At 59.1% G+C, this 25,657-nt stretch carries 23 protein-coding genes, 1 tRNA gene and 1 riboswitch; of the genes, 20 read left to right on the top strand and 4 right to left on the bottom strand.

The window, feature by feature from the left end; translation table 11 throughout:
* Positions 1-35: 35 nt before the first annotated feature.
* Both GTQ55_RS14265 and GTQ55_RS14260 read left to right on the top strand, forming a co-directional pair.
* Positions 36-121: transfer RNA gene (locus GTQ55_RS14265), tRNA-Leu, on the top strand.
* Positions 122-688: 567 nt separating this feature from the next.
* Positions 689-1,768, top strand: a complete 1,080-nt coding sequence (locus tag GTQ55_RS14260) for a hypothetical protein (RefSeq protein ID WP_237567689.1) — start codon at positions 689-691, stop codon at positions 1,766-1,768.
* A gap of 67 nt (positions 1,769-1,835) precedes the next feature.
* Here GTQ55_RS14260 and GTQ55_RS14255 read toward each other — a convergent pair whose 3' ends face one another.
* Positions 1,836-2,651 (bottom strand): metallophosphoesterase, encoded by an 816-nt coding sequence (locus GTQ55_RS14255; RefSeq protein WP_161859342.1) that lies wholly within the window; start codon positions 2,649-2,651, stop codon positions 1,836-1,838.
* 273 nt (positions 2,652-2,924) lie between these two features.
* Between GTQ55_RS14255 and GTQ55_RS14250 the strand changes: the two genes are divergently transcribed.
* On the top strand, positions 2,925-3,854 hold the full coding sequence (locus GTQ55_RS14250) for an SGNH/GDSL hydrolase family protein (RefSeq protein ID WP_161859341.1): 930 nt from the start codon (positions 2,925-2,927) through the stop codon (positions 3,852-3,854).
* Between the two features lie 89 nt (positions 3,855-3,943).
* On the opposite strand, the gene GTQ55_RS14245 is transcribed toward GTQ55_RS14250, so the two are convergent.
* From GTQ55_RS14245 to GTQ55_RS14235, 3 genes are all read right to left on the bottom strand, one after another.
* Positions 3,944-5,557 (bottom strand): thioredoxin domain-containing protein, encoded by a 1,614-nt coding sequence (locus GTQ55_RS14245; RefSeq protein ID WP_161859340.1) that lies wholly within the window; start codon positions 5,555-5,557, stop codon positions 3,944-3,946.
* A 161-nt stretch (positions 5,558-5,718) separates the two neighbouring features.
* Positions 5,719-6,138, bottom strand: a complete 420-nt coding sequence (locus GTQ55_RS14240) for a hypothetical protein (RefSeq protein WP_161859339.1) — start codon at positions 6,136-6,138, stop codon at positions 5,719-5,721.
* 200 nt (positions 6,139-6,338) lie between these two features.
* Positions 6,339-7,058 carry a YebC/PmpR family DNA-binding transcriptional regulator gene (locus tag GTQ55_RS14235; RefSeq protein WP_161859338.1) on the bottom strand — a complete coding sequence of 240 codons (720 nt, stop codon included), beginning with the start codon at positions 7,056-7,058 and terminating at the stop codon, positions 6,339-6,341.
* A 209-nt stretch (positions 7,059-7,267) separates the two neighbouring features.
* Here GTQ55_RS14235 and GTQ55_RS14230 point away from each other — a divergent pair, with 209 nt between their 5' ends.
* From GTQ55_RS14230 to GTQ55_RS14150, 17 genes are all read left to right on the top strand, one after another.
* Positions 7,268-8,572, top strand: coding sequence for a solute carrier family 23 protein (locus GTQ55_RS14230; RefSeq protein WP_237567688.1), 1,305 nt, complete (start codon positions 7,268-7,270; stop codon positions 8,570-8,572).
* 178 nt (positions 8,573-8,750) lie between these two features.
* Positions 8,751-10,073, top strand: coding sequence for a glycerate kinase type-2 family protein (locus GTQ55_RS14225; protein ID WP_161859337.1), 1,323 nt, complete (start codon positions 8,751-8,753; stop codon positions 10,071-10,073).
* Between the two features lie 93 nt (positions 10,074-10,166).
* Complete coding sequence (gene pyk, locus GTQ55_RS14220; protein WP_161859336.1) at positions 10,167-11,645, top strand: pyruvate kinase; 1,479 nt, start codon at positions 10,167-10,169, stop codon at positions 11,643-11,645.
* Positions 11,646-11,804: 159 nt separating this feature from the next.
* A riboswitch (molybdenum cofactor riboswitch) is annotated at positions 11,805-11,957 on the top strand.
* Positions 11,942-12,925 (top strand): GTP 3',8-cyclase MoaA, encoded by a 984-nt coding sequence (moaA, locus tag GTQ55_RS14215; RefSeq protein WP_202620625.1) that lies wholly within the window; start codon positions 11,942-11,944, stop codon positions 12,923-12,925. (Overlaps the previous riboswitch by 16 nt.)
* Before the next feature lie 196 nt (positions 12,926-13,121).
* The gene (moaB, locus tag GTQ55_RS14210) at positions 13,122-13,637 is read left to right on the top strand and encodes a molybdenum cofactor biosynthesis protein B (RefSeq protein ID WP_161859335.1); all 516 of its coding nucleotides are present in this window, start codon (positions 13,122-13,124) and stop codon (positions 13,635-13,637) included.
* An 18-nt stretch (positions 13,638-13,655) separates the two neighbouring features.
* Positions 13,656-14,147 (top strand): cyclic pyranopterin monophosphate synthase MoaC, encoded by a 492-nt coding sequence (moaC, locus tag GTQ55_RS14205; protein WP_161859334.1) that lies wholly within the window; start codon positions 13,656-13,658, stop codon positions 14,145-14,147.
* Positions 14,144-14,392, top strand: coding sequence for a molybdopterin synthase sulfur carrier subunit (gene moaD, locus GTQ55_RS14200; protein WP_161859333.1), 249 nt, complete (start codon positions 14,144-14,146; stop codon positions 14,390-14,392). The genes moaC and moaD overlap by 4 nt, the downstream gene beginning before the upstream one ends.
* Positions 14,393-14,404: 12 nt before the next feature.
* Positions 14,405-14,884 (top strand): molybdenum cofactor biosynthesis protein MoaE, encoded by a 480-nt coding sequence (locus GTQ55_RS14195; protein ID WP_161859332.1) that lies wholly within the window; start codon positions 14,405-14,407, stop codon positions 14,882-14,884.
* Positions 14,885-15,239: 355 nt separating this feature from the next.
* Entirely contained in the window at positions 15,240-15,767 is a 528-nt protein-coding gene (locus tag GTQ55_RS14190) for a lipid-binding SYLF domain-containing protein (protein WP_161859331.1), read from the top strand.
* Positions 15,768-15,769: 2 nt separating this feature from the next.
* Positions 15,770-17,878: a tetratricopeptide repeat protein gene (locus tag GTQ55_RS14185; protein WP_161859330.1), complete on the top strand. Its 2,109-nt coding sequence runs from the start codon at positions 15,770-15,772 to the stop codon at positions 17,876-17,878.
* Positions 17,871-21,185 carry a tetratricopeptide repeat protein gene (locus tag GTQ55_RS14180; protein ID WP_161859329.1) on the top strand — a complete coding sequence of 1,105 codons (3,315 nt, stop codon included), beginning with the start codon at positions 17,871-17,873 and terminating at the stop codon, positions 21,183-21,185. Before GTQ55_RS14185 ends, GTQ55_RS14180 begins: the two co-directional genes overlap by 8 nt.
* Positions 21,182-21,769 (top strand): tetratricopeptide repeat protein, encoded by a 588-nt coding sequence (locus tag GTQ55_RS14175; protein ID WP_237567687.1) that lies wholly within the window; start codon positions 21,182-21,184, stop codon positions 21,767-21,769. The genes GTQ55_RS14180 and GTQ55_RS14175 overlap by 4 nt, the downstream gene beginning before the upstream one ends.
* A complete protein-coding gene (locus GTQ55_RS14170; RefSeq protein WP_161859328.1) occupies positions 21,769-22,092 on the top strand; it encodes a hypothetical protein in 324 nt (107 codons plus the stop codon). The genes GTQ55_RS14175 and GTQ55_RS14170 overlap by 1 nt, the downstream gene beginning before the upstream one ends.
* Positions 22,093-22,178: 86 nt before the next feature.
* Positions 22,179-22,970 (top strand): MotA/TolQ/ExbB proton channel family protein, encoded by a 792-nt coding sequence (locus GTQ55_RS14165; RefSeq protein ID WP_311736363.1) that lies wholly within the window; start codon positions 22,179-22,181, stop codon positions 22,968-22,970.
* Complete coding sequence (locus tag GTQ55_RS14160) at positions 22,970-23,581, top strand: ExbD/TolR family protein (protein WP_161859327.1); 612 nt, start codon at positions 22,970-22,972, stop codon at positions 23,579-23,581. Before GTQ55_RS14165 ends, GTQ55_RS14160 begins: the two co-directional genes overlap by 1 nt.
* On the top strand, positions 23,578-24,153 hold the full coding sequence (locus tag GTQ55_RS14155; protein ID WP_237567686.1) for an ExbD/TolR family protein: 576 nt from the start codon (positions 23,578-23,580) through the stop codon (positions 24,151-24,153). The genes GTQ55_RS14160 and GTQ55_RS14155 overlap by 4 nt, the downstream gene beginning before the upstream one ends.
* 9 nt (positions 24,154-24,162) lie before the next feature.
* The gene (locus GTQ55_RS14150) at positions 24,163-25,542 is read left to right on the top strand and encodes an AgmX/PglI C-terminal domain-containing protein (protein ID WP_161859326.1); all 1,380 of its coding nucleotides are present in this window, start codon (positions 24,163-24,165) and stop codon (positions 25,540-25,542) included.
* Positions 25,543-25,657 lie beyond the last annotated feature (115 nt).

Below are 25,657 nucleotides of genomic sequence, written 5' to 3'. Positions count from 1 at the left end.
GCCGCAAGGCTGAAATCAAAAACTGTAAAGTTTTTGCCCAGGTGGTGGAATTGGTAGACACGCTATCTTGAGGGGGTAGTGAGCTATGCTCGTGCGGGTTCAAGTCCCGCCCTGGGCACCACATCAAAGTCTTCAGAAGTCTGAAGCAGCCCGGAAAGCCCCGCATTGCGGGGCTTTCGTGTTTCTGGGGTGTCAGTCCTCATTTGCTCTGATCGTTGGCGCCAGCGCTATTTGGCGGCAGGATGTGTCTGGTAGGCTGGGGCAGCTCAGTGCCGGCTTAGGTCATACTCATGTCGAGGGATGTTCACGATCCGATTGAGCATCCTGCTAGTCAGTTTGATGTACCCCCACTTTTGACTACTAAAGCTCGGCTGCGATGGGGTTACTGTAGATGGAGCTTCTACGATTGGCGAAAGCGGGGTGGACACCATTCCAGAATCGCTGCCTGTTTCATAGCGTTCTTTTGATTGGTCTAGACAGCTCCAGGCATAATACCTTCTGAAGTGCCGGGAACTGAAAGGTCGGGGCTGAGCCGCCACCACTTACTTGCCTGCTTCTTATACGACAATTGCGGGATGATGTTTTGGTCTGGCTAACACGTTATGATGACGAGCAATAAAAATTAGATTTTAGGCCCATGATAGAGAATCTATTTACTCTCGAGCGCAGTATCCCTGAGTCCGTTGCTATGGGGGTTCTGAGCGGAAAATACTCTATACACGGTGGAGTGATTCGGGATGTTGGTGGAAGAATCGTGCGGCACCTTGTGCCTGCCGCGAGTACCGCCCTTAATCCGATGGGTTTAATCAGCGCCCCGTTTGACATTTTTAATACGTTCCAGCTTCGTGATATCGCCAAGACCACCCAGCAACTGGTTGGTATGAGTCAGGCTACGATGGCGCTATCGGGTCTTAACCTCGCTGTAAGTGCGGTCGGTTTTGCGGTGCTTTATAACAGTCTCAAGAAAGTCGATGAGCGGGTTAAAGCCATCGATAAGAAAGTATCCTGGATAAAGATTTTCCTTGAATCAGAGCGCCGAGCGACTTTGTTGCTCGCTGCAGATGAGCTGTCATCACTGCCGGATGATACCGCGCACCGGACACATATCCTTCATTCTTCCAGAGAGCGCCTTGGCCACGCCTCCATGCATTATCGGGAACACTTGGAAAGTGCCGATGATCTTATGGAAGCAATGGCCTATCAGCACTTTTTTTGTACGGCATTTCTCATGCGCGCCAGGTGTAGCGCGGAGCTGGGTATGTTCGACAATGCGGTGAGGGAACTCAATGCGGGTACAACTGATTGGTTGAAAGAAGGCCAGCGCATTGCCAAGGGTATGATCCTTGGAGACGGACCGGAGAGGTTTTTACAGAAAGACTATGTGGAAATTTTGCCTTCGGCAAAGCTTGCCGAATGGATGGACTTTGCCCATGCAGAGAATCGTGGCATTGCCTGGATTGACACTCTCAGATCGAATTATTCTGAGTCCAGCGTAGCCCGCATAAAGGGCTTGTTTAGTAGCGGGTTGGATGAGGGCGAAAAGGAACAAGTTGTGTTTATGCATAATCTCGTAGCGCGTAGTTCCGTTTTGGAGGGCTACAAATCCCAGTACGAGTGCTTTCTCGAAAACAAGATTACTCCGTCAGCGTTTTACAAGGGCATTGATGGGCTAACAAAAGAAAGTAGTGTCGACGGCATGTACATTCTCGCCCCTACTGAAGCTATGGCAGCGGCAAGCAGGGCTCAAGAGACTGCATTAGAGTCCTAATAAGTTTATTTTCTGAGGGCGTGTTCCCATTACTGTGTGCGCCTTTCCCTGCCGTGGTGAGTTCTCTTCAATCGCTATTGATACAGACCACGCTCAACTCTTCCCCAGCCTCCCCACGAAACGAGTCGAGAAACCGGCAGTCACCAATACTCGTAGCAACCGGCACATAAGAATGGCCCAGGTACACGGAGTCAATACCTGATATCCGGAACGGCCGGCACTGCTCTGAATCAGCATCCGCCAGTTTTGCAGTCCACTGCCGAAAGGCATCCTCATATTCAGCATCGGTCATTTTCCCACGATCCAGCCCCAGTACATCCCGATACAGCCGCCGAATAAGCCCGCGATTCCACAGCAATGGCTGCGCCGCGGTTGCGATATGCGGCTCAGACATGGCCGCGCCCGCGGCCCAGGCCTTGGCGGCAAACTGCGTGAGTTTTTCTACCTTTTCCCAACTGCTGTCTGGCACGTCTGCGTGCACCAGCCCGGCGGTGCCTTGGCCGGTATCAATCGCCATTGCCCAGGGCCACTGGCGGACCTTGTCCACCAGGCGGCTTTGTTCGCTGCGGTTCAGGTCGTAAAACCATTCGCCGCCATTGGCAAAGTGCAGCTGTACATCCGCCGGGCTTTCGAAGCCGGCAATCATCATGGCTTCGTGGTTGCCGAGGATGCTGAACACGCTTTTCTGGTCGATCAAATCCAGCATGGCGATGCTGTCGGGCCCGCGGTCTACCACGTCACCCAGGCAGAAGAGACGGTCGCTGGTGGTATCGAATCCCAGTGCATCCAGCTGTTTCTGGAGTTGTTTCAGGTGCCCGTGTACATCGCCGACGACGAAGTCCCTGCCGGCGTGATTTTTCTGGATTTTGCGGTAAATAGACATGGGGCAGACTGCGTGGACTGTTACTGCTGGGGCAGATTGGGCACAGGGTCTTTGGAGGATAGGTCAGGGTGAAGACGCATGGCGATAATCGCTCCTGGGCTTGCCGGTGCCGCAAAAGCTTCCGGCGACAATTCTGAGAATTACCTCTCAGACTGTAACACCAAATGTTCCATCCCGCGTCTATTCCCTTAGGTATTAGTGTGACCGACTAACCTGTATCCGTTCACCGCATTAACAAAAATAAGCCATAAATCGATGATCGGAGATAACCTAATGCTCAAATCTCGTCTATTAGTTTCCCTCGCCATTACATCCGCGCTCTGTTCCATGGGTACCACGGCGGCACCAGCCAAAGGCACGGCTGCCGGTGACAGTATTACCATGGGGTTCGCGGCGGACTGTACCGGCAATACCTTCTTTACCGGCGGTTTTTTCTGCCTTCTGGGCGGAGACCAGCCGGAGCACAGCTGGTTTGACGGCTACTCAAGCCGCGTCAACAGTGTGCACGACAAGTACAAGGCCATAGACCCCAACGTTGCGGCCAACAAGAATGCCGCCCGGTCCGGTGCCGAGATGCGCGGTGGTGGTGACAGTTTCAGTGTGCAGGCGGACAGGATTCTTTCCCAAACCCTGGTCGCGGATCATGTGGAGGTGGTCCTCGGCGGCAACGATATCTGCAATCGCGACTGTGTCGACCCGGCCAATTGCTCGGATCCACTGCTGACCGAGAATGAGTGGCGCGGGGCGGTAAAGGCGGGGCTCGACAAGCTGGTGGGAGGCCTGCCCAATGGCTCCACGGTAGTGCTGGGCTCGGTGCCGCGGGTACAGGATCTGCGCGCCGCGGGTCTTGCCAAGCAGTCCGGTAACTGGCGCGTTAACTGCGGCAGTGTCTGGTCTACCTTTGGTATCTGCCGGATCGCCACCAATGGTGGCACCATGAACGGTGAATCGTTTGCCACACGCTATGCGGGAATTAATACGGCGCAGCGGCTCTACAACGAGGTGTTGCAGCAGGAGGCCGCTGCCTACAACGGCACCAATGGTGTGGAAGTGGTTGCGGAGTACTCCGGGGCCAACCAGTCCAATGTGGGTACCTTCCAGTTCGGCAAAGATGATATTGATGGTGGTGACTGCTTCCACCCCAGCGTGCGTGGGCAGAACACCGTGGCGAACCTGATGTGGAACGGTAACCCGGACAAATAAATCTTTTAAAAGACATTATTCAGGATACGTAAATCCCGGGCGGTGAACAGGGCTCCTCAGGGAGCCCTACACTGGCCGACGGGGAGGCATCAGTCGGTTTTGTCGTCACTGCCAGAGTTCTTCTGGCCGTTGTTTTCCTCGAAATAACCTTTCTCCTGCACCACATACTGCACCCGCTGCGGCAGTCCGTTACGCATAAACGTCACATCAACTACCTGTCCACTGGTGAGCGCATCCCAGAGCTGGTTCTGGCCACTGTGCACCCAGCTGTCGTTTACCCGCACCACCACGTCGCCTTCCTCGAACCCAAGTGCGGTGAAGAACTCGCTGTTCTCGATGCCTTCGAGTCGCTGCAGGTTGTGCCCATCGACCACGTGCTCTGCATTAACGAATTTCTTTTCCAGCTCGGCGCGATTCGCCAGCTGTTTTTCCAGCCACTCCTGCCCCAGCGGCAGCACCCCGGAAGGCGGGATCAGTTTACGGGATTCGCCTTCCGGCTGTTCGATGCGCCGCATGGTGGCCTCGTCCCGCGGCGTGGTGTCGGTTCTGGGCACGTGTACCGTATCGCCGTCATCGCCACGGAGGGATAACCGCTCGAGGCGATCGTCGACCTGCAGGATGACATGGCGCTCGTGCACCTGTTTTAGGGTGGCGCCGGGCATCAGGGTGTCCCCGGGTGAGAAACGGCTGGCAGACGCATCGCGGATGCGAATGAGCGCGGTGGATTGTTCGGGCTGTGAGGACACGCTGGTGCCGCTCAGCTGCAATGGCAGGTCGGTCTCGGCAATACCGTCCGAGGATTGGCGCCAGCGCGCGGCTTCGGCGTGAGGGCTTGCGGGATCATGACCGAGGCGCGCGAGTTCCTCGTCAATCCACATGGCGTAGTGCTCTGAGGTCTTCGGGCCCTTCACGTACAGTCCGTTGATAAACACCACCGGCACGCTCTGCAGGCCTAGAGTGCGGGCCAGGGCGGTATCGGCGGCTATCCGGTCGTTGCCGTCGGGTTCGCCAAGGCAGCGGTCAAATGCGTCCTGCGCAAATCCGAGCTGTGATGCGAGCTGGGGGAAGACGTCGGCCTCCATTGTTTTGGCCCGGGTATAGAGACCATCCGCGTAGCCCCAAGGCGTGCCCTGCTGGCTGGCGCAATGCACCGCTGTGGCCGCCTGTATGCCCTGCCGGTGGTAGTGCATGGGAAAGTCGAAGGGGGCTACGGCGATCCAGCCGGCATAGCGCTCCAGTAATTCACGCAATACCAGGTTGGTGCTTGCGCAGTGCACCGACTGGTAGGAGCAGAATACCGCGAGAGTCACGGGCGCTTCGGGATTGCCGCGCAGGGGGCGCCCGGCGGTGTCGATTTCCAGTCGGGGAGGAGTGGGGTGGGGAAGCAGCCAGTCGACGGCGGGCTGCTTGTCGGTGGTGGCAGCAGTGGTGAGCTCGGCGTCTACCATCGATTTCAACGTGTTGAATCGCAGCTGATACTCGTCCAGTGCCAGATCGTGCCGCTCGAGACGGATCTTCTGGTCTACTTCTGCCAGGGTGATCGCGCTCTCATCGATACGCGCCACCACCGGATCTCCTGCGGTTTGCGCGGTGGGGTTCTGCTGCGTATCAGAGCCGCAGCCTGAGAGCAGTGTCGCCAGCAAAATTGGCAGCAGCCACAACGCAGGGCGTCCGTGACGTTCTCCCGGTTCTTTCATCGCCATCGCCTTCAATCCTTTGATTATTGTTATTGGATACGTTCTACCACAGGGCTTCCCGGCACTCTACCAACACGGTAGTGCCGGGGGGATTATGGCGTGGTATTCAGCGGAACTAAGTAGGCGTGGAAATCGCTACAGCGAATTCCATTCAAACATTTAAGCGTTTAGTTGCACTGGGTTTTGAAATCTTTCTGATCGAGCCAGACATCTTGATTTTTGCAGGGGTCAAACCGCCGAAAAACCTGATTCACTGCATCGGATTCGGAAAATTCCATACACCGAGCGATAGCGGCTTGAGGACCATTCTTGGTGGCGAAACCATCTGGTCTCCAGCTTTGCAGTTGGCTTCTTAGGGATTCGTATGCCTGGAGATCCACATTACCCAAATAAACATTGGCTGAACGATTGGCGTCGGCCTTCACTGATGCTTCACCAAAAGAGGAACCGAGGCAGATTGCGGTAGCGTACTTTCGAAAATCCTGGGCTTCTTTGGAGGTCTCGTGACTACTTGATGCGGTGCTTTTACTACACGCTGAAATCACGAAGATACTCAAAATGAGGAGCGCTTGCTTTTGAGTTCCCATAAGTAGGCCCTGTGGAAAATCGGAAAAATACCACCCGTAACGGCAGAGAGTCCCTTTACGCCAGTACCAATTTGGTGAGGTTGGCGCAGAAAGCACTTATTCGATGACTTTGATTTCCGCGAGTGGGGAGGGCTAGTAAGGAGGGGAGGGGGAGCGGTCAAGTTCGCTCCCCCAGTGAAGCGGATCAATCCTGCGGTCAGTTACACATTCTCCACATTGTGATAAACCGCCTGCACATCCTCCAGGTCATCCAGCATCGCGGTGAACTTCTCAAACAGCGCCACATCATCCCCGCTCACGGTGGTGTAGGTCTGAGGCACAAACTGGATTTCGTCTACGTCAAAATCGATCTCGCCAAACGCTTCGATCAAGGCCTGCTTTGCTTTGTTGTAATCGGTATGCGGGGCGAAGACTGAGAGTTTGCCGTCTTCGTTTTCGATGTCGGTCACATCCACGTCCGCTTCCATCAGCGCTTCCAGCACCGCTTCTTCGTCGTCGTGCTTGAATACGAGGATGGCGAGGTGGTCGAAGCTGTGGCTGACGGAGCCTTCGGTACCGATCTTGCATTTGGTTTTGGTGAACGCCTGACGCACGTCGCCGAAGGTGCGGTTGGGGTTGTCGGTGAGGCACTCGATGATGGCCATGCAGCCGCCGGGGCCGAAGCCTTCATAGCGGGCGCGGGCGAAGTCTTCGCCGCCGCCGCCCTTGGCCTTGTCGATGGCCTTTTCAATCACGTGACTGGGCACCTGCTCTTTCTTGGCGCGGTCGATCAGGCTGCGCAGGGCGAGGTTGCCGTTGGGGTCGGTGCCCCCGGACTTTGCGGTCACGTAGATCTCGCGGCCGTAGCGGCTGTAGACCCTGGCCTTCATGTTCGAGGTCTTGGCCATTGATTCTTTGCGGTTCTGGTAGGCTCGGCCCATGGGGTGGTGCTCCGGTATCTCTGGGTATCCGTTAGATCGGCGATTTTACTGGGGCCCCGGGGGGAATAGAAGCCGTTCGATGCTTTGATGGTCCGGCGGCATGGCGAGGGGGCGCCGCGCCGGCTGTGTGGGCGGAATCCTGCCGGTGAGCCACAATAGGGTACAAACCCGATTCCCTTTGAACCTTGTCCCGGCCTGTGGAGCCGCCATTGCACCAGCAACCTCTTATCGAGCGCATCTTCGCCCTGCGCGACCACGGCACCAGCGTACGTCAGGAGCTGATGGCGGGGCTGACCACCTTCGTCACCATGGCCTACGTGGTGTTCGTTACCCCGAACATGCTCGCCAATACCGGCATGGACCACGGTGCGGTGTTTGTCGCCACCTGTATTGGCAGCGCGGTGGCGTGTTTCCTGATGGGCTTTTACGCCAACTGGCCGGTGGGGCTCGCGCCCGGTATCGGGCTTACCGCGTTTTTTGCCTACTCGGTGGTGGGCGAGATGGGGTACCGCTGGCAGGTGGCCCTGGGTGCGGTGCTGATCGCCGGTGTGCTGTTTGTGCTGATGAGTCTGTCGCGGGTGCGCGCCTGGATCATGGAGAGTATTCCCCTGTGCCTGCGCTATTCCATGGGCGCCGGGGTAGGGCTGTTCCTCGGGCTGATTGGGCTGAAGTCGGCGGGCATTGTGGTGCCGAGTGAGGCGACATTGCTTGCGCTCGGCTCCTTCCGTGAGCCGCCCAAGCTGCTGGCGGCACTGTGTTTTCTGATGATTGCCACGCTCAGTTTCTGGCGGGTGTTCGGGGCAATCCTGATCAGTATCCTGGTGGTCACTGGTATCGGCTGGGCGCTGGGGCTGGTGGATTATCAGGGGCTGGTGTCCTCACCGCCGAGCCTGGCGCCAACCTGGATGGCCATGGATATTCGCGGTGCGCTGGACCTGAGTATGGTGAGCGTGATCCTCGCGTTCCTGTTTATCAATATCTTCGACACTGCGGGCACCTTGATGGGGGTGGCACACCGCGCCGGGTTGATCGAGCCGGACGGATCGATCGAGAAATTGCCGCGGGCGCTCAAGGCAGACAGTACCTCCAGTGTGCTGGGGGCGTTTGTGGGCAGCCCGCCGGTCACCAGTTTTGTGGAGAGCGCCGCCGGGGTAGCCGCCGGTGGTCGCACCGGGTTAACAGCGGTGACAGTGGGCGCGCTGTTTCTGCTGTGCGTGTTTTTCTCGCCCCTGGCGGGGATGATTCCCGCCTATGCCACCGCGGGCGCACTGATTTATGTGGCGATGCTGATGATGGGCGGTATGGCGCAGATCCGCTGGGACGACCTGACCGACGCGATACCGGCAGTGGTCACCATGATCATGATGCCGCTGACCTTTTCCATCGCCAACGGGATTGCGCTCGGCTTCCTCACCTACACGGCGCTCAAGCTGTGTACCGGCCAGCACCGGCAGGTGTCATTGAGCCTGTATATCCTGAGTGCGGTTTTTCTCGCGAAATTCGCATTTCTGTAATCGGTTTTGCTTCATGGTGATGCCGCGACACTCGCAGTGGGAACCGATTTTGCAACACAGTTGCCAGTGCACCACTGTGATCCAGGTATTGGTCAAGTCGATTGATAACGTGGTGCCGCAATACAATAAATCGAACCCAGCAGAGCAAAACAAAGCAAAACAAAACAGAGAACCGCCAATGAAACCCTTACCCTCCCTCGATGACTTCGCCGATAGCGCCAACAGCCCGGAGTCGGTGACCGGGTGGCTACGCCAGTTGGCCGAGGTTACCGTGGCCGCGGTGCACCCGAACAACCTGATCCCGGATTCCCTGCCCAGCCCCGGCGCCAGAAACCTGGTGATCGGTGCGGGCAAAGCCAGCGCGGCGATGGCGGCGGCGCTCGAGGCCGCCTGGGCCCGGCATGGTTACCGCCAGCCGCTCACCGGGCTGGTGGTCACACGTTACGACCACGGCGCCCGCTGCAGGCACATCGAGGTACTGGAAGCCTCGCACCCGATGCCGGACGACCTCTCACAGGTGGCAGCACAGCGCATGCTCGAATCCGTGCAGGGGATGACGTCCGAGGATCTCGTGATTGCACTGGTTTCCGGTGGCGGATCGGCGCTGATGACCTTGCCCGCGCCCGGGCTGAGCCTGGCGCAGAAGCAGGCCATCAACAAGGCACTGTTGCGCAGCGGCGCGCCCATCCGCGACATCAATACCGTGCGTCGCCACCTGTCGGCGATCAAGGGCGGCCGGCTGGCTGCAGCGGCACACCCCGCGCGGGTGGTGACCTACCTGATTTCCGATGTGCCGGGTGATGACCCGACCCTGATTGCCTCCGGCCCGTCGTTGCCGGATACCTCCACCCCGGCGGATGCGCTGGCGGTTCTGCGCCGCTATGGCATCGACATCGATGAAAACGTGCGCGCCCACCTCGAGGCGAACAATCCTGCGCCCCACCCGCTAGACGAAGCGTTTGCCCGCGACGAGGTGCACATGCTGGCCACCGCGGCCGACGCGCTGGCGGCGGCAAAGCAGGCGGCAGAGAGCGCCGGTGTTGCGGTGCGGTTACTGGGCGATGACCTGGAAGGGGAGGCCCGCGAACTCGGTGCCGAGCACGCCCGCCTGGCGCTGGATACCCAGCGCGAAATCAGCGCGCCGCTGGTGATCCTGTCTGGCGGCGAGACCAGCGTGACCGTAACCGGCAACGGCCGCGGCGGCCGCAATGTGGAATACCTGCTGGGGCTGTTTAACGCACTTGAAGGCGCGGCGGGTATTTATGGCCTCGCCGTGGATACCGATGGCATCGACGGCTCGGAAGACAATGCGGGTGCACTTTTTTCGCCGGACGACTGGGGGAGGGTGCAATCCCAGGGGCTGAACCCCGACGACTATCTCGCCAACAATGACGCCTACAGTTTTTTTGCCGAGCTGGACAACCTGATTGTCACCGGGCCGACCAGGACCAACGTCAACGATTTCCGCGCAATTCTGGTGCTACCTGTGGCGCATAAATAACGCTGTGGCCCTTGGGGCATGAGATTGCTGGCTAAGCTGTGTCTATAACACCGAACCCCGGTCACAAATTGCCCGAGAGCTAAAGAGAGTCGTATGACCCAGATCCCCGCCAGCCAGCGCACCGCCCATCCACTGCGCCGCACCAAGATAGTCGCCACCCTGGGGCCCGCCAGCGACAAACCCGGAGTGCTGGAAAAGCTGATCCACGCCGGCGTGGATGTGGTACGGCTTAATTTCTCTCACGGCACTGCCGACGACCATCGCCGCCGCCTGCAACAGGTGCGGGAAATCGCCGATCGCCAGGGCCGTACCGTTGCCGCTCTGGGAGATCTGCAGGGGCCGAAAATCCGCATTGCCCGTTTCCGCGACAACCAGGTCACCCTGCGCGAGGGCGAATCCTTTGTGCTGGATATGGAACTGGACACCGACGACGGCGACGAAAAGCGGGTGGGCTGCGATTACAAGGACCTGATTCGCGATGTGGCCGCCGGGGATGTGTTGTTGCTGGACGACGGCCGCGTGATCCTGAATGTGGAGCAGGTGACCAGTCGTCATGTGCTGACCACCGTCGCCGTGGGCGGGCGCCTCTCCAACAACAAGGGCATCAACAAGCAGGGCGGCGGCCTGTCTGCCGCGGCGCTGACCGAGAAAGACAAGGCCGATCTGAAAACCGCCATCGACATCGGTGTGGATTACCTGGCCGTGTCCTTTCCGCGCAGCGGGGAGGATATGCGCGAGGCCCGCGAGCTGCTCGGTGAGGCCGGCAAAGATATCGGTCTGGTCGCCAAAGTGGAGCGCGCCGAGGCGGTGGCCGACGACGACACCCTCGACGAGATCATTCTCGCCTCCGAGGCGGTGATGGTAGCGCGCGGCGACCTGGGGGTGGAGATCGGGGACGCGGCGCTGATCGGTGTGCAGAAGCGTATGATCAAACGCGCCCGCCAGCTCAACCGCGCCGTGATCACCGCCACCCAGATGCTGGAGACCATGATCACCGCGCCCCTGCCCACGCGCGCGGAAGTGTTTGACGTGGCCAACGCGGTGCTGGACGGTACCGACGCGGTGATGCTGTCCGCAGAAACTGCCGCCGGCGATTACCCTGTGGAGGCGGTGGAGGCCATGCATCGCCTGTGCCTGGGCGCCGAGCGCGAGCGCTCCGCACAGGAATCCGGCCACCGCATGCACCAGGGGTTTACCCGCATCGACGAGACCATCTCCCTGTCCGCCATGTACGCCGCCAACCATCTGGAAGGCGTCACCGCCATCGCCTGTATGACCCAGACCGGCTACACCCCGCTTATCGCCTCGCGCATCCGCTCCGGCCTTCCCATCGTCGGCCTCGCCCACCAGCCCGTCGCTCAGCGGCGTATGGCCCTGTACCGCGGTGTTATCTCCGTCCTGTTTGTGCCTGGTGAAAAGGAAGGCGACCGGGAGCTGAACCAGCGCGCGCTGGACACCCTTAAGGCCCGCGAAATCGTAAAGTCCGGCGATCAGGTCATTCTCATTCGCGGCGACCTGATGCAGTCCCACGGGGGCACCAACACCCTGAAAATCCTCGAGGTCGGAACCTGAAAACCGGCCCCTCGCCCCAACTTGATGAATTGGCCGCCAATTTGCACAAAGTCTGGGACTCCTGATACGTTGTGCTGTATATCTTTGCGTAAATGCGCGCCCTCCATTGCCGGGGCGGCGAGCGAACAACTTTGGGAAAAACAACACACAGATACTCTTACTACTAACTAACACCGAGCCACAGGCGCTAAGTTCAACGGCCTTTGCGTTGAATAAGAGCATGTGGCCGCGGGCGGCTAAGCCAGCCCGCCAGGGTCGCGAGGGAAACCGAACGGCCTCCCGTATTTGGAAAGGTGATGAAACAAAACAACATACTGGAAGACGGTCACGGCCGTCGCTTCTACTATCTGCGCCTGTCGGTTACAGATGTGTGCAACTTCCGTTGCGACTACTGTTTGCCAGACGGCTACCGGGCCAGCCACAACCTGCCAGACCTGTCTGTGGCCGAGGCCTCCACCGTCATGCGCGCCTTCGCCCAGCTTGGCACCAGAAAGGTGCGCCTGAGCGGCGGCGAGCCCTCCCTGCGCAAAGACCTGCCCGAACTGATCCTGGCCGCAGCAAAAACCCCTGGCATCCGCCGTGTCGCCGTCACCAGCAACGGCTACAAACTGCCCGGCGTCATCGACGCCTGGCAACAGAACGGCCTCGACCAGCTCAACATCAGCATCGACAGCCTCGACGCGGCAGAATTCGCCCGCATCACCGGTCACGACTGCCTGCCAAAAATTCTCACCGGCATTGATCGCGCACTGGAACTGGGCGTCCAGACCAAGGTTAACGCCGTGCTGCTCAGTGATGGTGCGCAGCCTCGGCTGCAGCAGTTCCTCGGCTGGCTCAAAACCACCCCGGTCACCCTCCGCTTCATCGAACTCATGCAGACCGGCGACAACCGTGACTACTTTGCCAGCAACCACCTGCGCGGCGCCGACATCGAAAGCCAGCTGATCGAAAACGGTTGGCAACTACTCCCAAGACCCATCGACGCCGGCCCCGCCCGCGAATACGTCCACCCGGACTACGCCGGCCGCATCGGATTGATCACCCCCTACAGCAAAGACTTCTGCAACAGCTGCAACCGCCTGCGCATCTCCGCGCAGGGCAAACTGCACCTGTGCCTGTTCTCCGATGCCGGCCTCGACCTGCGCGAAACCATCCGCACCAGCGACGCCGATGCGCTGGCGGAGAAGGTGAGGGCGCTGATTGGCAATAAAGAAGTCAGCCACTATCTGCAGCAGGGAAATACCGGGGGAACGCAAAACTTATCCATCATTGGTGGATAGCTTTTAACACTTACGAAGTAAATTACCCGTAATAGAAGGCTGGGTGCCGGGGGCGGGTTTTCAGGAGCGTCGGCGACATGGACGTCGCCGACGCAGCGTACAGGGATGTATCCACAGCGGTCCTGAAAACCCGCCCCCGGTGACCAGCCGCCAAAAAACCAAGAACAGAGCACTCAAGGCTACGGAGCACCAGACCATGAGCCACGCCCCAAAAGATCCAAATCAAAAACTCAACATCGCAGTACTGACCGTCTCCGATACGAGAACCGAAGAAAGCGACACCTCCGGTAAATACCTGGTAGAAGCCCTGCAGGCCGACGGTCACAACCTCGCCGACAAGGCCATCGTCATCGATGACAAATACCTGCTGCGCGCCAAAGTGTCCGCCTGGATCGCCGACCCCGAAATTCAGGTCATCCTCACCACCGGCGGGACCGGCTTCGCCGGACGCGACTCCACCCCCGAAGCCCTCGCCCCCCTGTTCGACAAACACATCGACGGCTTCGGCGAAATCTTCCGCGCAGTCAGCTACGAGGAAATCGGCTCCTCCACCATCCAGTCCCGGGCCCTCGCCGGCCTTGCCAATCGCACCCTCATCGCCTGCCTGCCCGGCTCCACCGGCGCCTGCAAAACCGGCTGGAGCAAACTGCTGCAGGAACAGCTCACCGCAAGCCATATGCCGTGCAACTTCGTCGGCTACCTCACTAAATAAGCAAGTACCCAGATCGCCATGACCCTCACACACCTGAACCAACAGGGCGAAGCCAGCATGGTCGATGTCACCGACAAAGACATCACCGACCGCTCCGCGCGTGCCCAGTCCGCCGTCGCCATGTCCCGGGATGCGTTCGCGCAGCTCAAAGCCGGTAACAACAAAAAAGGCGATGTGCTCGCCACCGCCCGCATTGCCGGAATCCAGGCCGCCAAGAAAACCGCCGACCTGATCCCCCTGTGCCACCCGCTCGCACTCACCAAAGTGCAGGTGGATTTCGAGCTGGACGAAGCAGCCAGCACAGTCCATATCAGCAGCTACTGTCGCCTCGCCGGCCGCACCGGCGTGGAAATGGAAGCGCTCACCGCCGCCAGCGTCGCCGCGCTGACCATTTACGACATGTGCAAGGCCGTCGATCCAGCCATGGTTATCGGGCCGACAAAACTGCAGGAGAAAACCGGAGGCAAACGCGGCCACTGGACATCCGACGCAGCGGAGACGAAATCGTGATCAAGGTGCTGTTTTTTGCCAGCCTGCGGGAGCAGCTGGGGTGTGACGGGCTTGAAGTGCCGGCGGATCAGTTCGCCAGCGTGTCCGAGCTGCGCAGCCAGCTCGAAGGGAAGGGGGATTCCTGGCGCACCGCGCTGTCCCATGCGCAACTGCAGGTCGCGGTAAATCAGGAGCTCGCGAGCATGGACGCGGCGGTCCATGACGGCGATGAGATCGCTTTCTTCCCGCCGGTTACCGGCGGTTAGCGGAGCATGAACATGGCCGTGCAAATTTCCATCTCGGTTCAGGCGGAAGGCTTCGATCCCGGAGCCGAATACAACCGGCTGCGCAGCGAAAACTGTTCCGACGGTGCCACCGCCATGTTTGTGGGCAATGTGCGGGATTTCTCCCCTGATGAATCCGGACAACACCGGGAGGTGGCGGTGCTGGAGCTGGAGCATTATCCGGGCATGGCCGAATCCGCACTCTCTGCGATCGCCAGCCAGGCCGCCGAGCGCTGGCCGCTCGGCCGGGTGCGAGTGATCCATCGTTATGGCCCGCTGGATGCCGGTGAAGAAATCGTGTTTGTGGGTACTACATCCGCTCACCGTCAGGCTGCACTTGATGCCTGCGCCTTCATCATGGATTTCCTGAAGAGCCGCGCCCCCTTCTGGAAAAAAGAGGTGGGCAAGGGCGGCGAAGCCGGGGCCTGGGTGGAGGCCCGCAGCAGTGACGAAACCGCGTTAAAAAAATGGTGAGCCCGCAGCAATGAAACGTTGGTAAGTGCTCGCTGTTCCGCGAGCCCCGAGTTTTCGTGATATGAACTACTGGGTTTGCCCAAAATTTGACCTGTTTCTCGAAATGCACGTGGCTTTGTGCAATGGGTCACGTTTTCATCCAGCGCGGCGTGCGTGAAACCTGTCACATAATCGAGATTTATCCGCTTGTCCTTTGAATTTTAAGAAAAAATTCTTCTCCAACTCTCTGCGTGAGTTTTGAATCGCCTCACATATCCCCCTACCGTTATTGCCATACAATCCCACGGCTAGTCGCTCCTTCCTTCAGTCAGGGAGCGATCTCCAAATCAGGGGTGGGGTTTGAGGTATTAGGGATATGAGTAGAATTCTGATCGCTCTGGCAACAGCATGGCTGTTGTCACTCTCCGTTCTGGCAAGTGCCCAGAATGTCAGCCGTGAGGAAATCCGCGGCCTCGATGAACAGATCCAGGACGTCAAGAAAGACGTTATCAGCCTGACTTCCGAGCTCAACCGGCTGGAAGAGAAGCTGCTGTTCCCCTCCAATACCCAGGCCGCGTTCTTTATCTCGCTGGCGGATGGTGCCAGCGGGGAAGAGTTCAGTCTTGAGTCCGTCGAGGTCAAGCTCGGCAATCAGGTTGTCGCCCACCACCTGTATACCTATCGCGAAATCGAAGCCCTGCAGCAGGGCGGCGTGCAGCGTATCCATACCGCCAACGTACAGACCGGTGCACACCCACTGGTCGTCAGCTACCTGGGCAAGTCCAAGTCCGGCAAGGAGTATCGCGGTACGGCCAGCTACAGCGTGGACAAGGCGGTAGGGCCTAAATTCGTTGAAATCCAGATCGCCGGAACCCAGTCAGCCATCAATTTCAAGGACTGGTAAGCATGTTCCCCCGTCTGGCCTGCGCAATAGCCGGCGTTACGCTGTCGGCACTGACCTCTCTGCACAGTATTCCTGTGCAGGCCAAAGCGCCTGCGGATCCGGGGGCGCTGTATACCGACGATCTCAAGGACCTGTTCTTTGGTGAGGCGCTGTTCAACGCCTATCAGGACAACTATGTCGACGCGATCGCGGGCCTCGATACCGAATTGAAGCAGTACCGCCTGCTGGATGACCCCGAGCTGGACCCGTTCAGCCTGCACTTCGGTCAGGCGGAATTTGCCGTGGGCGATCTGGAGCTCTCCTACCGAATGCATCGGGAGGCCGGGCGGGCCATGCAGCAGGTGCTGCAGGGTAATGTGGCGCAGCCAATCAAGAATGAGGCCGCCTACCGGCTGGCAAAAATCCACTACCAGAAGCAGCAGTTTGCCAATGCCCTGCACGCGCTGGAGCTGATTCAGGGGCGCGTGCCCGAGCGGGTGCGCCCGCAGGAACTGTTTCTGCGCGCGCGCGTGTATATGCAGCTCGGCCGTTTCGAGGAGGCGGTGGCGCTGCTGGAAGACCTGAAGGGCGAAAAATCCCTGCAGGGCTTTGTCGAATACAATCTGGGCATCGCGCTGTTAAAGGCCGGTGAGACCGAGAAGGGTGTGCTGGTGCTGGATGGCCTGGGTCGTGACGCCGGTAATGGCCATGCCAGGCAGGCGCTGCAGGACAAAACCAACCTGTTGCTGGGCAACCAGCTGATGAAGGCGGAAGAGTACGACCGCGCGCGCAGCTATTTTGACCGTGTGCAGCTGTCCGGTCCATTTTCCGATCAGGCGCTGCTGGGTGCCGGTTGGGTCGAGGCAAATGCAGGGCGCTACGACCGCGCACTGGTGCCCTGGCAGATGTTGAAACAGCGCCGCAACACCGGCGCGGCGGTGCATGAAGCCATGCTGGCGGTGCCCTATGCCTACGGCAAGCTGGATGTACACAGCACTGCAGCGGTGAACTACGGCCAGGCTCTGGATCTGTTTGGTGAGCAGGTTGATGTGCTCACCCACTCCATTACCAGTATCCGCGAAGGCAAGTTGCTGGAAGCGCTACGCCGCAAAGAGGCCAGTCAGGTGAAAAACTGGGTGGTGGAACTGCGCAAGCTGCCCGGTGCCCCGGAAACCCATTACCTGCTGGACCTGATGGCCTCCAACGACTATCAGGAATTCCTGCGCAATTACCAGGACCTGAACAACCTGTTCGAGCGCAACCGCGACTGGCTGCAGAGCCTGGATGCGTTCGAAGAAATCATCGCCCTGCGCCGCAGCTACTACGAACCGATCCTGCCGGGGCTGGATGTGGCCTTCCGCCAGATTGATGCGCGCATCAAGATGCGCCTGGAGCAGCGCCAGCGTCTGGCCGCCCGTATCGACAACCTGCTGGTTAACCGCCGCCCCGAATTGCTGGCCAAAAGCAGTGAGACCGAAGCCCGCCTGATTCTGGAGCAGATGCGTGAAATCCTCACGTACAACCCCAACCTGAGTAGTGAAGAAACCCGGGACCGTATCGAGCGTCTCGAAGGCGTGCTGAAATTCCGCCTGTCCCGCGAGTTCGATGACCGTCTCACCACTGCGTATAAAAACCTGCAGGAACTGGACGGTGTGATCGCCACGCTACAGGAAACCTACCGGCGCTACGTGCGTACCCGCCAGGCGGCCACGCACAGTTACGAGGGCTATACCGACCAGATCGCCAGCCTGCGCGGTGGCCTCAATCGCGCCCAGGACCGTATTGACCGGCTGATGGCGCGGCAGGGAAGCATGCTCGAACAGCTCGCCATTCACGAGCTGGACCAGCGTCGCGCGCAGCTGGAGAGCTACCAGATTAAAGCCCGTTTCGCCCTCGCCGACAGTTACGACCGCGCCAACGAGCTGCAGGAGCAGCGCGAGAACGAGCGCAAGGTCGAGCAGTACCGCGAGCAGGTGGAGCAACTGCAAAAGGTTGCGCCCGAGCAGGCCCCGCCAGAGCAGGCAGAGCCCGCCGGTAACCCCGATGGTGAGCCCCTGCCCACCGACAACCCGCCGGAACTGGAAGCCCCGGAGCCCGAAACAGAAAGCGGGGAGGGTGCGGACGATGAATAACAGCAAGCCCGGAAAGCACCTGCTCAGTCGGAATATCAACCGTGTTGCGATAGTCTCCGCAGCGTCGGCAGCGCTGCTGCTCAGCGCCTGTGTCAGCAACAGTGGCAAGACCATCGGCAGCCTGCAGAAGGTGGATATCAAAATCCAGGAGACCCGCATCGACGGCAGCCTGGAAAAGGCCCTTGCCAGCTACCAGAAGTACCTGCAGGAAACCCCGGAAACCGCGCTGACCCCGGAAGCGATCCGCCGTATTGCGGACCTCAAGATCAAGCAGGCGCACCGAGCGGAAGCGGGCGCTTACACGTCTTCGACGGAAACGCGCATTCTTTCCGAAGAGGAAGTGGCATCGGCGGTCAGCGCTGCCGGTTCACGCAAGGCAGTTGCCGGCCAGGCTGAGCTCGATGCTCCAGAGGCGGCAACCGTAACTGCGCCCGTAGAGGCCGCGGATACGGCACTCGACAGCGTTGCCCGTACCGGCGGTGAAAGCCAGGCCGATTTCGAAGCGCGCGCAACGGCATCCGCGGAAATCGAGGGCGCCGACATCAGCGGCAGCCTGCCCGGGGATGACCCGGATGCACTGCTCGCGGCCAATGCCCGCGAGGCCATTGCCCTGTATAAAAAGCTGCTGGTGCAGTACCCGCTGTACGAGCGCAACGACCAGGTGATGTACCAGCTGTCCCGGGCCTATGAAGAAACCGGTGAGATCGATGAGGCGGTGACCGTCCTGCGCCAGCTGGTGGCCAAGTACCCGGCCTCCCGTCATCTGGACGAAGCCTTCTTCCGCCTCGGGGAATATTACTTTACCCGCAAAAAATACCTCGATGCCGAAGAGTCCTACGGACGCGTCATCGATATGGGCGAGCGCTCCAGCTTCTACGAGCTCGCGCTGTACAAGCGCGGCTGGGCACTGTTCAAGCAGGACATGTACGAGATGGCACTGGACGATTTCGTGCACATGCTTGACTACAAGGTGACCAAGGGCTACGACTTCGAACAGCAGAGCAACGAAACCGAACGCAAGCATATCGAGGATACCTTCCGCGTTATCAGCCTGAGTTTCTCCTACCTGGGCGGGGCGGAATCGATTGTCGACTACTTCACCCGCAAGGGCGCGCGGGATTACGAGTCCTACGTTTACAGTCACCTGGGTGAGTACTATCTCGACAAGCGCCGTTACCAGGATGCGGCGAAGGCCTACGACACTTTCGTCGAGCGCAATCCGCTGCACCGGGTTTCGCCGGACTTCTCCATCCGCGTGATCGAGATATACCAGAAGGGCGGTTTCCCACGCCTGGTGCTGGAAGCGAAAAAAGAGTTTGCCAATACCTACGCCCTGGATGCGAAGTACTGGACCGTGTTTGAGATCCAGGAATACGCCACCGTGGTGGAGTTCCTGCAGACCAACCTGATCGATCTGGCGAGCCACTACCACGCGGCTTACCAGAACGTGAAGCCCAAAGATGAGAAGTTCGCCGAGAAGCGCAGCGAAAATTATGCAGAGGCGATCCACTGGTATCGTCGCTACCTGAAGTCCTTCGCGGATCAGCCGAAAGCGCCGGAGATCAACTACCAGCTGGCAGGCCTGATGCTGGAGAACAAGGATTTTCTTAATGCCGCCCAGGAATACGAGCGCACCGCGTATCAATACACGGGGCACGCGGTCAACGAAAATGCCAGCGAAGCCGGCTACGCTGCGGTGTTTGCTTACCGCGAGCACCTGAAGAACGATCTCGGCACGGGCAGCACCGCGCAAAAGACCGCGATCAAGAAAGAGATCATCCGTTCCTCCCTGACGTTTGCAGAAACCTTCCCCGCACACGGCAAGGCGCCGCAGATCCTGTTGGGTGCGGTGGACGACCTGTACAAGCTGAAGAGCTTTGCGGAAACCATCCAGAACGGTCGGGTGCTGCTGGAGAAGTTCCCCACTGCGGAACTTGAAATTCGTCGCTCCGCCTGGCTGTTGGTGGCACACGCCTCCTTCGATACCGAAGCCTACGTAGAAGCGGAAGCGGGCTACCGCGAAGCACTCAGCATGACGGCGGTGGATGCCAAGGATCGCGCGGACTTGATCGACAATTTGGCCGGTGCCATCTATCAGCAGGGTGATGTGGCCCGTCGCGCGGAAGATCACCTGGCTGCCGCCGAGCACTTCCTGCGTATCCGCACTGCCGCGCCGGGAGCCTCGATTCTCGCGACCGCCGAATACGATGCCGCCGCCGCCCTGATCCAGCTGGAAAACTGGACCCGCGCAGCGGGTGTGCTCAAGGCATTCCGGGCAAACCACCCACAGCATGAGCTGCAGAAAGAAGTCACGAAAAAGCTCGCGGTGGTCTATCAGGAGAGCGGCCAACTGCTACTGGCCGGTGCCGAATTTGAACGCATCGAGCGCGAGTCCGAAGATGAAGACGTGCGCCGCGAAGCGCTCACCCAGGCCGCCGACCTGTACGCGGCGGCCAAGAGTAACGACAAGGCGCTCGCGGTACTGAACCGCTATGTCAAACTCTTCCCGAATCCGATGGAACCGGCACTGGAAACCCGGCAGCGGATTGCCGATATCTACAACAACAGCGGTAACCGCACAGCCTATTTCAATACTCTGGAAGAAATGGTGCGTATCGAAGCCCGCGGCGGCAATGAGCGCAATGACCGCACCCGCTACCTGGCAGGCAGCGCGGCGCTCCAGCTCGCGGAGCCGAAGTTCGAAGCCTTCCGCGAGATTGCCCTGGTCGCGCCTCTGGAACGCAACCTGAACACCAAGCGCACCCGGATGAAAGCGGCCGTGGCCGCATTCAGTGACCTGATCGATTACCAGGTTGCCGACGTCACCGCCGCCGCCACCTACTACCTCGGTGAAATCTACCTGCACTTCAGTCGCGCACTGAAAGACTCCGAGCGCCCGACAAACCTGAATGCGATGGAGCTGGAAGAGTACGAGCTGGCACTGGAAGAACAGATCTACCCGTTTGAAGAGCGTGCCATCTCCGTGCACGAGAAAAACATCGACCTGATGGCGGCCGGTATCTACAACCGCTGGGTAGGCAAAAGTATTGGCCAGCTCGCCGGCCTGGTGCCTGCACGATACGACCGACCGGAAGACGCCGGTAATATCGTCACGTCGATCGTGCCGGTAGCGGAAGTGCCGGAAGACGCCGTGACCGAGGACGATGCCGTGACCGAGGACGATGCCGTGGCCGAGGACAAAGCTGTGGCCGGGAAAGACCGCGTATCGGAAGTTGAGGTCGCGCAGCCCGAGTCGGCAGAGTCCACCGTGATTGCGGAAAATGAAGCCGAGGAGGATAAAGGATGATGAATACCAGGCACCTTCTCACTGGCATCGCCTGTGTTGTGGTCTTGCTGCTCAGCGCCTGCGCCAGTGGCCCGAAAACGTCCAACCGTCCGGTAGACCCCATGAACGTCAAAGTGGCTGGTGGCGTAAACCGCGACTTTCTCCAGGCGGTGGAATATATGCAGGGCGAGCGCTATCCGGAAGCCATCGAACTGCTTCAGGATGTGGTAACCCGTGAGCAGCGATTGTCCGCACCCTATGTAAATCTGGGGATTGCCTATTTCAGAACCGGTGACGAAAAGCATGCGGAGGAATCGTTTCTCGAGGCCCTGCGTGCGGCCCCCCTGGATCCGGTTGCCAGCAATGAGCTGGCCGTGCTTTACCGCCATCAGGGCCGATTTGATGAGGCTCGCAAAATGTATACCGATTCACTCGCGCTCCATCCGGCGCATCTGCCATTGATCAAGAATCTCGGTATTTTGTGCGACCTGTACCTTCAGGATGTGAATTGTGCACTCGCACAATTCGAGCAGTACCTGAACTATCAACCTGAAGATCCCAAAGTCTCCATCTGGGTGGCAGATCTGAAGCGGCGGGCCAACTGATGACTCGAAACACACACGCAAAATTGTTTGTCTTTCCCTTGTTACTTTTGTCTCTGGTGCACTCGCCCGCGTTTGCCCAGGACGAAGAGAGTAATAATGGAAAGAAAGTCGATAAGGAAGTGAAGGAACTCTCCGGTATCTCCATTATCGGTAACAAGGAAGCGCCCAAGTCGCTGTATATCGTGCCGTGGAAAAGTTCGGAAGTGGGTGTCGAAAGCGGACTGAATTCCAGCCTGCTGGATCCGAGTCTGCAGCCGCTGGACAAAGAAGTATTTGAGCGGGAGCTTGAGTTTTACGAGCTCAGCCTCCCGGGCGAAGATTAACCTAAACAAAAACCAATAACCTTCGCAGGAAGGTAGATCGAAACCGCAGTGCAACTGTTGTTTCCAAAAGAAAACCAAGAGGGCAAATGATGGATTTCTTTAACAGCGTAATCGCGTTTTTTCAGACTGGTGGTATTTTCATGTACCCCATTCTGGTGGTATTCGCGCTCGGCACCGCGGTAGCGATCGAACGGTATATCCGCCTCGTGTACGAACGCAGCACCAACCGCGCCACTTGGGAAAAAGTGCAGCCGGTACTCAATGCCGGTGACTTTGACCGCGCGCGCAATCTGGTCAAAGACGACAACACCGGTGTAGGCCGTCTGCTCGCCATGGGGCTCGAGCGCCAGGGCGCCGTACGCCGCCGTGAAGACATCGAAATCGCCATGGAAGAGAGCATCATGGAGAGCATCCCGCAGCTCGAAAAGCGTACCCCGTACGTCGCGCTCGGCTCCAACATCGCCACGCTGCTTGGCCTGCTCGGTACCATCATGGGTCTTATCGAAGCCTTCACCGCCGTGGCCAACGCCAACCCGGCGGAAAAAGCCGACTTGCTCTCCGCCAGTATCTCGGTGGCAATGAACACCACCGCCTTTGGCCTGATGGTTGGTATTGCGCTGCTGGTGGTCCACGCGCTGCTCAACTCCCTGACCGGGCAGATCGTCGACAGTCTCGAAATGGTTTCCGTCAAGGCGCTCAACATCATGTCTTCCGGTACCCGTCGTCGCAGCGACGCGGCCAAAGACGAGAAGAGTGCGGCCGAGTCCAAGTCCACCAAGCCGGTAAACCGCGATGTGCAGCAGACTCAGCAGGCTCAGCAGAAAGCATCCAAAACTGAAGCCGCTACCGAAGAAAAGTCCAAAGCGGAATCTGCGTAATGAGAAGCAGGCGTCACGGTAGAACAAAAGAAGCCCCGGAACTGGATATCACCGCCTTCCTTAACCTGATGGTGGTGCTGGTGCCGTTTCTGCTGGTTTCCGCAGTGTTTTCCCGGGTCACCATCCTGGAGCTGAATATGCCCGCCGGTGCCGGGGGTGGAGCAGAGGACCCGGGAGTGACCCTCGAAGTGGTTGTTCGCAAAGAGGTGCTGGAAATCAGTGACGGTGACAAGGTCATCGCCCGCTTCCCCAATCTGAACCGGGAAGAGGGGGCGGAAGCCGGAGCCGCGGTTGCCGCCGAAGGCGCTGCCGAAGAAGACGTCCCCTTGGATGAGAACGGTCTGCCGGTCATTCTGCCCACGGAAGAAGTGTACGACCTGGCGAAGCTGCGGGAGCACCTGATACGCATCAAGGAGGCCTACCCGGATAAAACGGATTCGGTTCTGTTGATGGAGCAGGACGTGGCCTATGAGCACCTCGTGGGCGTTATGGACGCGGTACGCAGTGCGCAGGTTATGCCGAAAGTGGAAGAGGGCATGCAACCGGATCCCGAAGCGACACCGGAAACACTGGAACTCTTCCCCGATATTTCCCTGGGAGATGCGCCATGAAACGTGAAAGCAGACGCATGAAGCGCATGGCGCGCAGCGGCAAGCGCAAGTCGGCGGGTATGAACCTGACCTCGCTGATGGACGTGTTCACCATCTTGGTGTTCTTCCTGCTGACCAATAGCGCCAGCAATGAGGCCATCGAGGCGCCCAAGGTGATTACGCTGCCCGACTCGGTGGTGGAATCCAAGCCGCGGGAAACCGTTACCCTCATGGTTACCCACGACGAGGTGCTGATCGAGACCAAGCCGATCATGAAAACTGAAGACCTTTACCAGAGTGAAGAACTGGTGGTGGAGGCTATTCAGCAGGGCATGATCGAAGCGGTGGGCAAGGCCATCACCATGGCCGACACCGAACTGGAAGAGGCCAAGCTGGCGCTGGCCGAGCGCGCCGCTGCCGGTGAGGATGTCACCGAGGAAGCCGCAGAGCTGCTGGCCGAGCCTCCGGAAGTGAATATCCTTGCGGACCGCACTGTGCCTTTCAGTGTGCTGAAAAAGGTTATGTCCAGCTGTACCAATGCTGGATACACGCGAATTTCCCTGGCGGTGATTCAAAAAGCATCTCAGAGTTAGTGAGCCTTTGTGAATAATTTTCATCAACAAAAACAGGCACTGACAGCGAAGCAGGAAACTGTGCGCCAGCAGTTGGCTGAACTCGAAAGCGAGTACAGCCAGGTTGATGGCAAGCTGGACTCGCTGCGCGAGGATGAGGCCAAGCACCAGTTGCTCGACGAGATTTCCGATCGCCTCGGCAAGCTCGAAGAGGCCGGTGCGGGGGATCTTTTCTGGGCCGAGCACTACAAGCAGGATGCGTCCAAGGCGCTGATCCACCGCCTGCAGAAAACGGTCGGCATCTATCACGCCAACCTGGATCTGCTGCTTGAGCGCAAGCGCAAGATCCAGGATCGGATGGAAGACTGCCGGGACGATCTGTTCGAGCTGGATGCGGAGTTCCGTGAGATTCGCCAGGCGGAAGAGGATGTCCACTACGAGTATGAAATTACCCGGGAACTCGGTGACAGTGCCTTCCGCAACGCCGTCATGCCGTGGAACACCAATGGCGATGATGAGCGGCGCTTCCGCCGCAGTTTGCTGGCGTGTCTGCTGATGGCTTTCTTCCTCGGCTTCGGTATCCATGTCTGGCAGCTGCCAGAGCCGGATGAAGACGAGGTGGTGGAGGTGCCCGAGCGCCTGGCCAAGTTGGTGCTGGAGAAAAAGACCAAGCCCAAGCCGCCGCCCGAGCAGGTGGTGAAAAAGCCGGAAGAGAAGAAGAAAGAGCCCGAGAAGCCCAAGCAGGAGGTGGCCAAGGAAGAACCCAAGCCCTCCAATGTTGAGAAGAAGCAGGTGCGCAAAAAGGTTGAGCGTTCCGGGGTTCTGGCCTTCAAGGACAACTTCCAGGATCTGATCCAGGATGACCTGGACAAGCGCCTTGGTCAGCAGACTCAGCTGAGCACTGAAGGCAAGAAGGAAAACCGCAGTCAGCGCTCGCTGATCACCGCGGCCGCGAAAACCGGGTCGGACGGCATCAATACCGCCGCGCTCAGTCGTAACGCCGGTGGCGTGGGTACTGCCCTCGACGGGGTCAGCTTCTCGCGGGTTTCCAGTGGCATCGGTACCGAGGGTGATTTCGCCGGCGAAGAGCGGCCGCTCAGCGACGGTATGGGCCCGTCCCGTACCGACGAAGAGATCCAGATTGTGTTTGACCGCTACAAGTCGGCACTGTACCGGATCTACAACCGCGAGCTGCGTAACAACCCGGCGCTGCAAGGCAAGATGGTGCTCAAGATCACCATCGAGCCCGATGGCTCGGTCTCGCTGGCGCAGGTTGAGAACAGTGATATGGACTCGCCCACACTCGACAGCAAGATTGTTACCCGTGTGAAGCGGTTCAACTTCGGGCCCAAGGAGGGTGTGCCGACCATCACCATCCTGTACCCGATCGACTTCCTGCCCGCGGCGTAAGTCGTAGCGAGCGAGCCGCTGCACTGAACATTCGGTGCGGTGGCTCGCTCATACGGTTCTTAAGAAAGTACCTGAGCTTTACTTGAGAACTGTTTGGCAAACGTAGAAAAAGTTC

Source organism: Microbulbifer hydrolyticus (genome assembly GCF_009931115.1).
GTDB lineage: Bacteria > Pseudomonadota > Gammaproteobacteria > Pseudomonadales > Cellvibrionaceae > Microbulbifer > Microbulbifer hydrolyticus.
Note: the sequence above shows the minus strand (reverse complement) of the source record. Positions and strands in the feature narration are given on the sequence as shown.

Bases quoted from the DNA above. Each gene is read 5' to 3' on its own strand.
- GTQ55_RS14260 (WP_237567689.1), top strand. From the start codon at position 689: ATGGGGGTTCTGAGCGGAAAATACTCTATACACGGTGGAGTGATTCGG.
- GTQ55_RS14255 (WP_161859342.1), bottom strand. From the start codon at position 2,651: ATGTCTATTTACCGCAAAATCCAGAAAAATCACGCCGGCAGGGACTTC.
- GTQ55_RS14250 (WP_161859341.1), top strand. From the start codon at position 2,925: ATGCTCAAATCTCGTCTATTAGTTTCCCTCGCCATTACATCCGCGCTC.
- GTQ55_RS14245 (WP_161859340.1), bottom strand. From the start codon at position 5,557: ATGGCGATGAAAGAACCGGGAGAACGTCACGGACGCCCTGCGTTGTGG.
- GTQ55_RS14240 (WP_161859339.1), bottom strand. From the start codon at position 6,138: ATGGGAACTCAAAAGCAAGCGCTCCTCATTTTGAGTATCTTCGTGATT.
- GTQ55_RS14235 (WP_161859338.1), bottom strand. From the start codon at position 7,058: ATGGGCCGAGCCTACCAGAACCGCAAAGAATCAATGGCCAAGACCTCG.
- GTQ55_RS14225 (WP_161859337.1), top strand. From the start codon at position 8,751: ATGAAACCCTTACCCTCCCTCGATGACTTCGCCGATAGCGCCAACAGC.
- pyk (WP_161859336.1), top strand. From the start codon at position 10,167: ATGACCCAGATCCCCGCCAGCCAGCGCACCGCCCATCCACTGCGCCGC.
- moaA (WP_202620625.1), top strand. From the start codon at position 11,942: ATGAAACAAAACAACATACTGGAAGACGGTCACGGCCGTCGCTTCTAC.
- moaB (WP_161859335.1), top strand. From the start codon at position 13,122: ATGAGCCACGCCCCAAAAGATCCAAATCAAAAACTCAACATCGCAGTA.
- moaC (WP_161859334.1), top strand. From the start codon at position 13,656: ATGACCCTCACACACCTGAACCAACAGGGCGAAGCCAGCATGGTCGAT.
- GTQ55_RS14195 (WP_161859332.1), top strand. From the start codon at position 14,405: ATGGCCGTGCAAATTTCCATCTCGGTTCAGGCGGAAGGCTTCGATCCC.
- GTQ55_RS14190 (WP_161859331.1), top strand. From the start codon at position 15,240: ATGAGTAGAATTCTGATCGCTCTGGCAACAGCATGGCTGTTGTCACTC.
- GTQ55_RS14185 (WP_161859330.1), top strand. From the start codon at position 15,770: ATGTTCCCCCGTCTGGCCTGCGCAATAGCCGGCGTTACGCTGTCGGCA.
- GTQ55_RS14180 (WP_161859329.1), top strand. From the start codon at position 17,871: ATGAATAACAGCAAGCCCGGAAAGCACCTGCTCAGTCGGAATATCAAC.
- GTQ55_RS14175 (WP_237567687.1), top strand. From the start codon at position 21,182: ATGATGAATACCAGGCACCTTCTCACTGGCATCGCCTGTGTTGTGGTC.
- GTQ55_RS14170 (WP_161859328.1), top strand. From the start codon at position 21,769: ATGACTCGAAACACACACGCAAAATTGTTTGTCTTTCCCTTGTTACTT.
- GTQ55_RS14165 (WP_311736363.1), top strand. From the start codon at position 22,179: ATGATGGATTTCTTTAACAGCGTAATCGCGTTTTTTCAGACTGGTGGT.
- GTQ55_RS14160 (WP_161859327.1), top strand. From the start codon at position 22,970: ATGAGAAGCAGGCGTCACGGTAGAACAAAAGAAGCCCCGGAACTGGAT.
- GTQ55_RS14155 (WP_237567686.1), top strand. From the start codon at position 23,578: ATGAAACGTGAAAGCAGACGCATGAAGCGCATGGCGCGCAGCGGCAAG.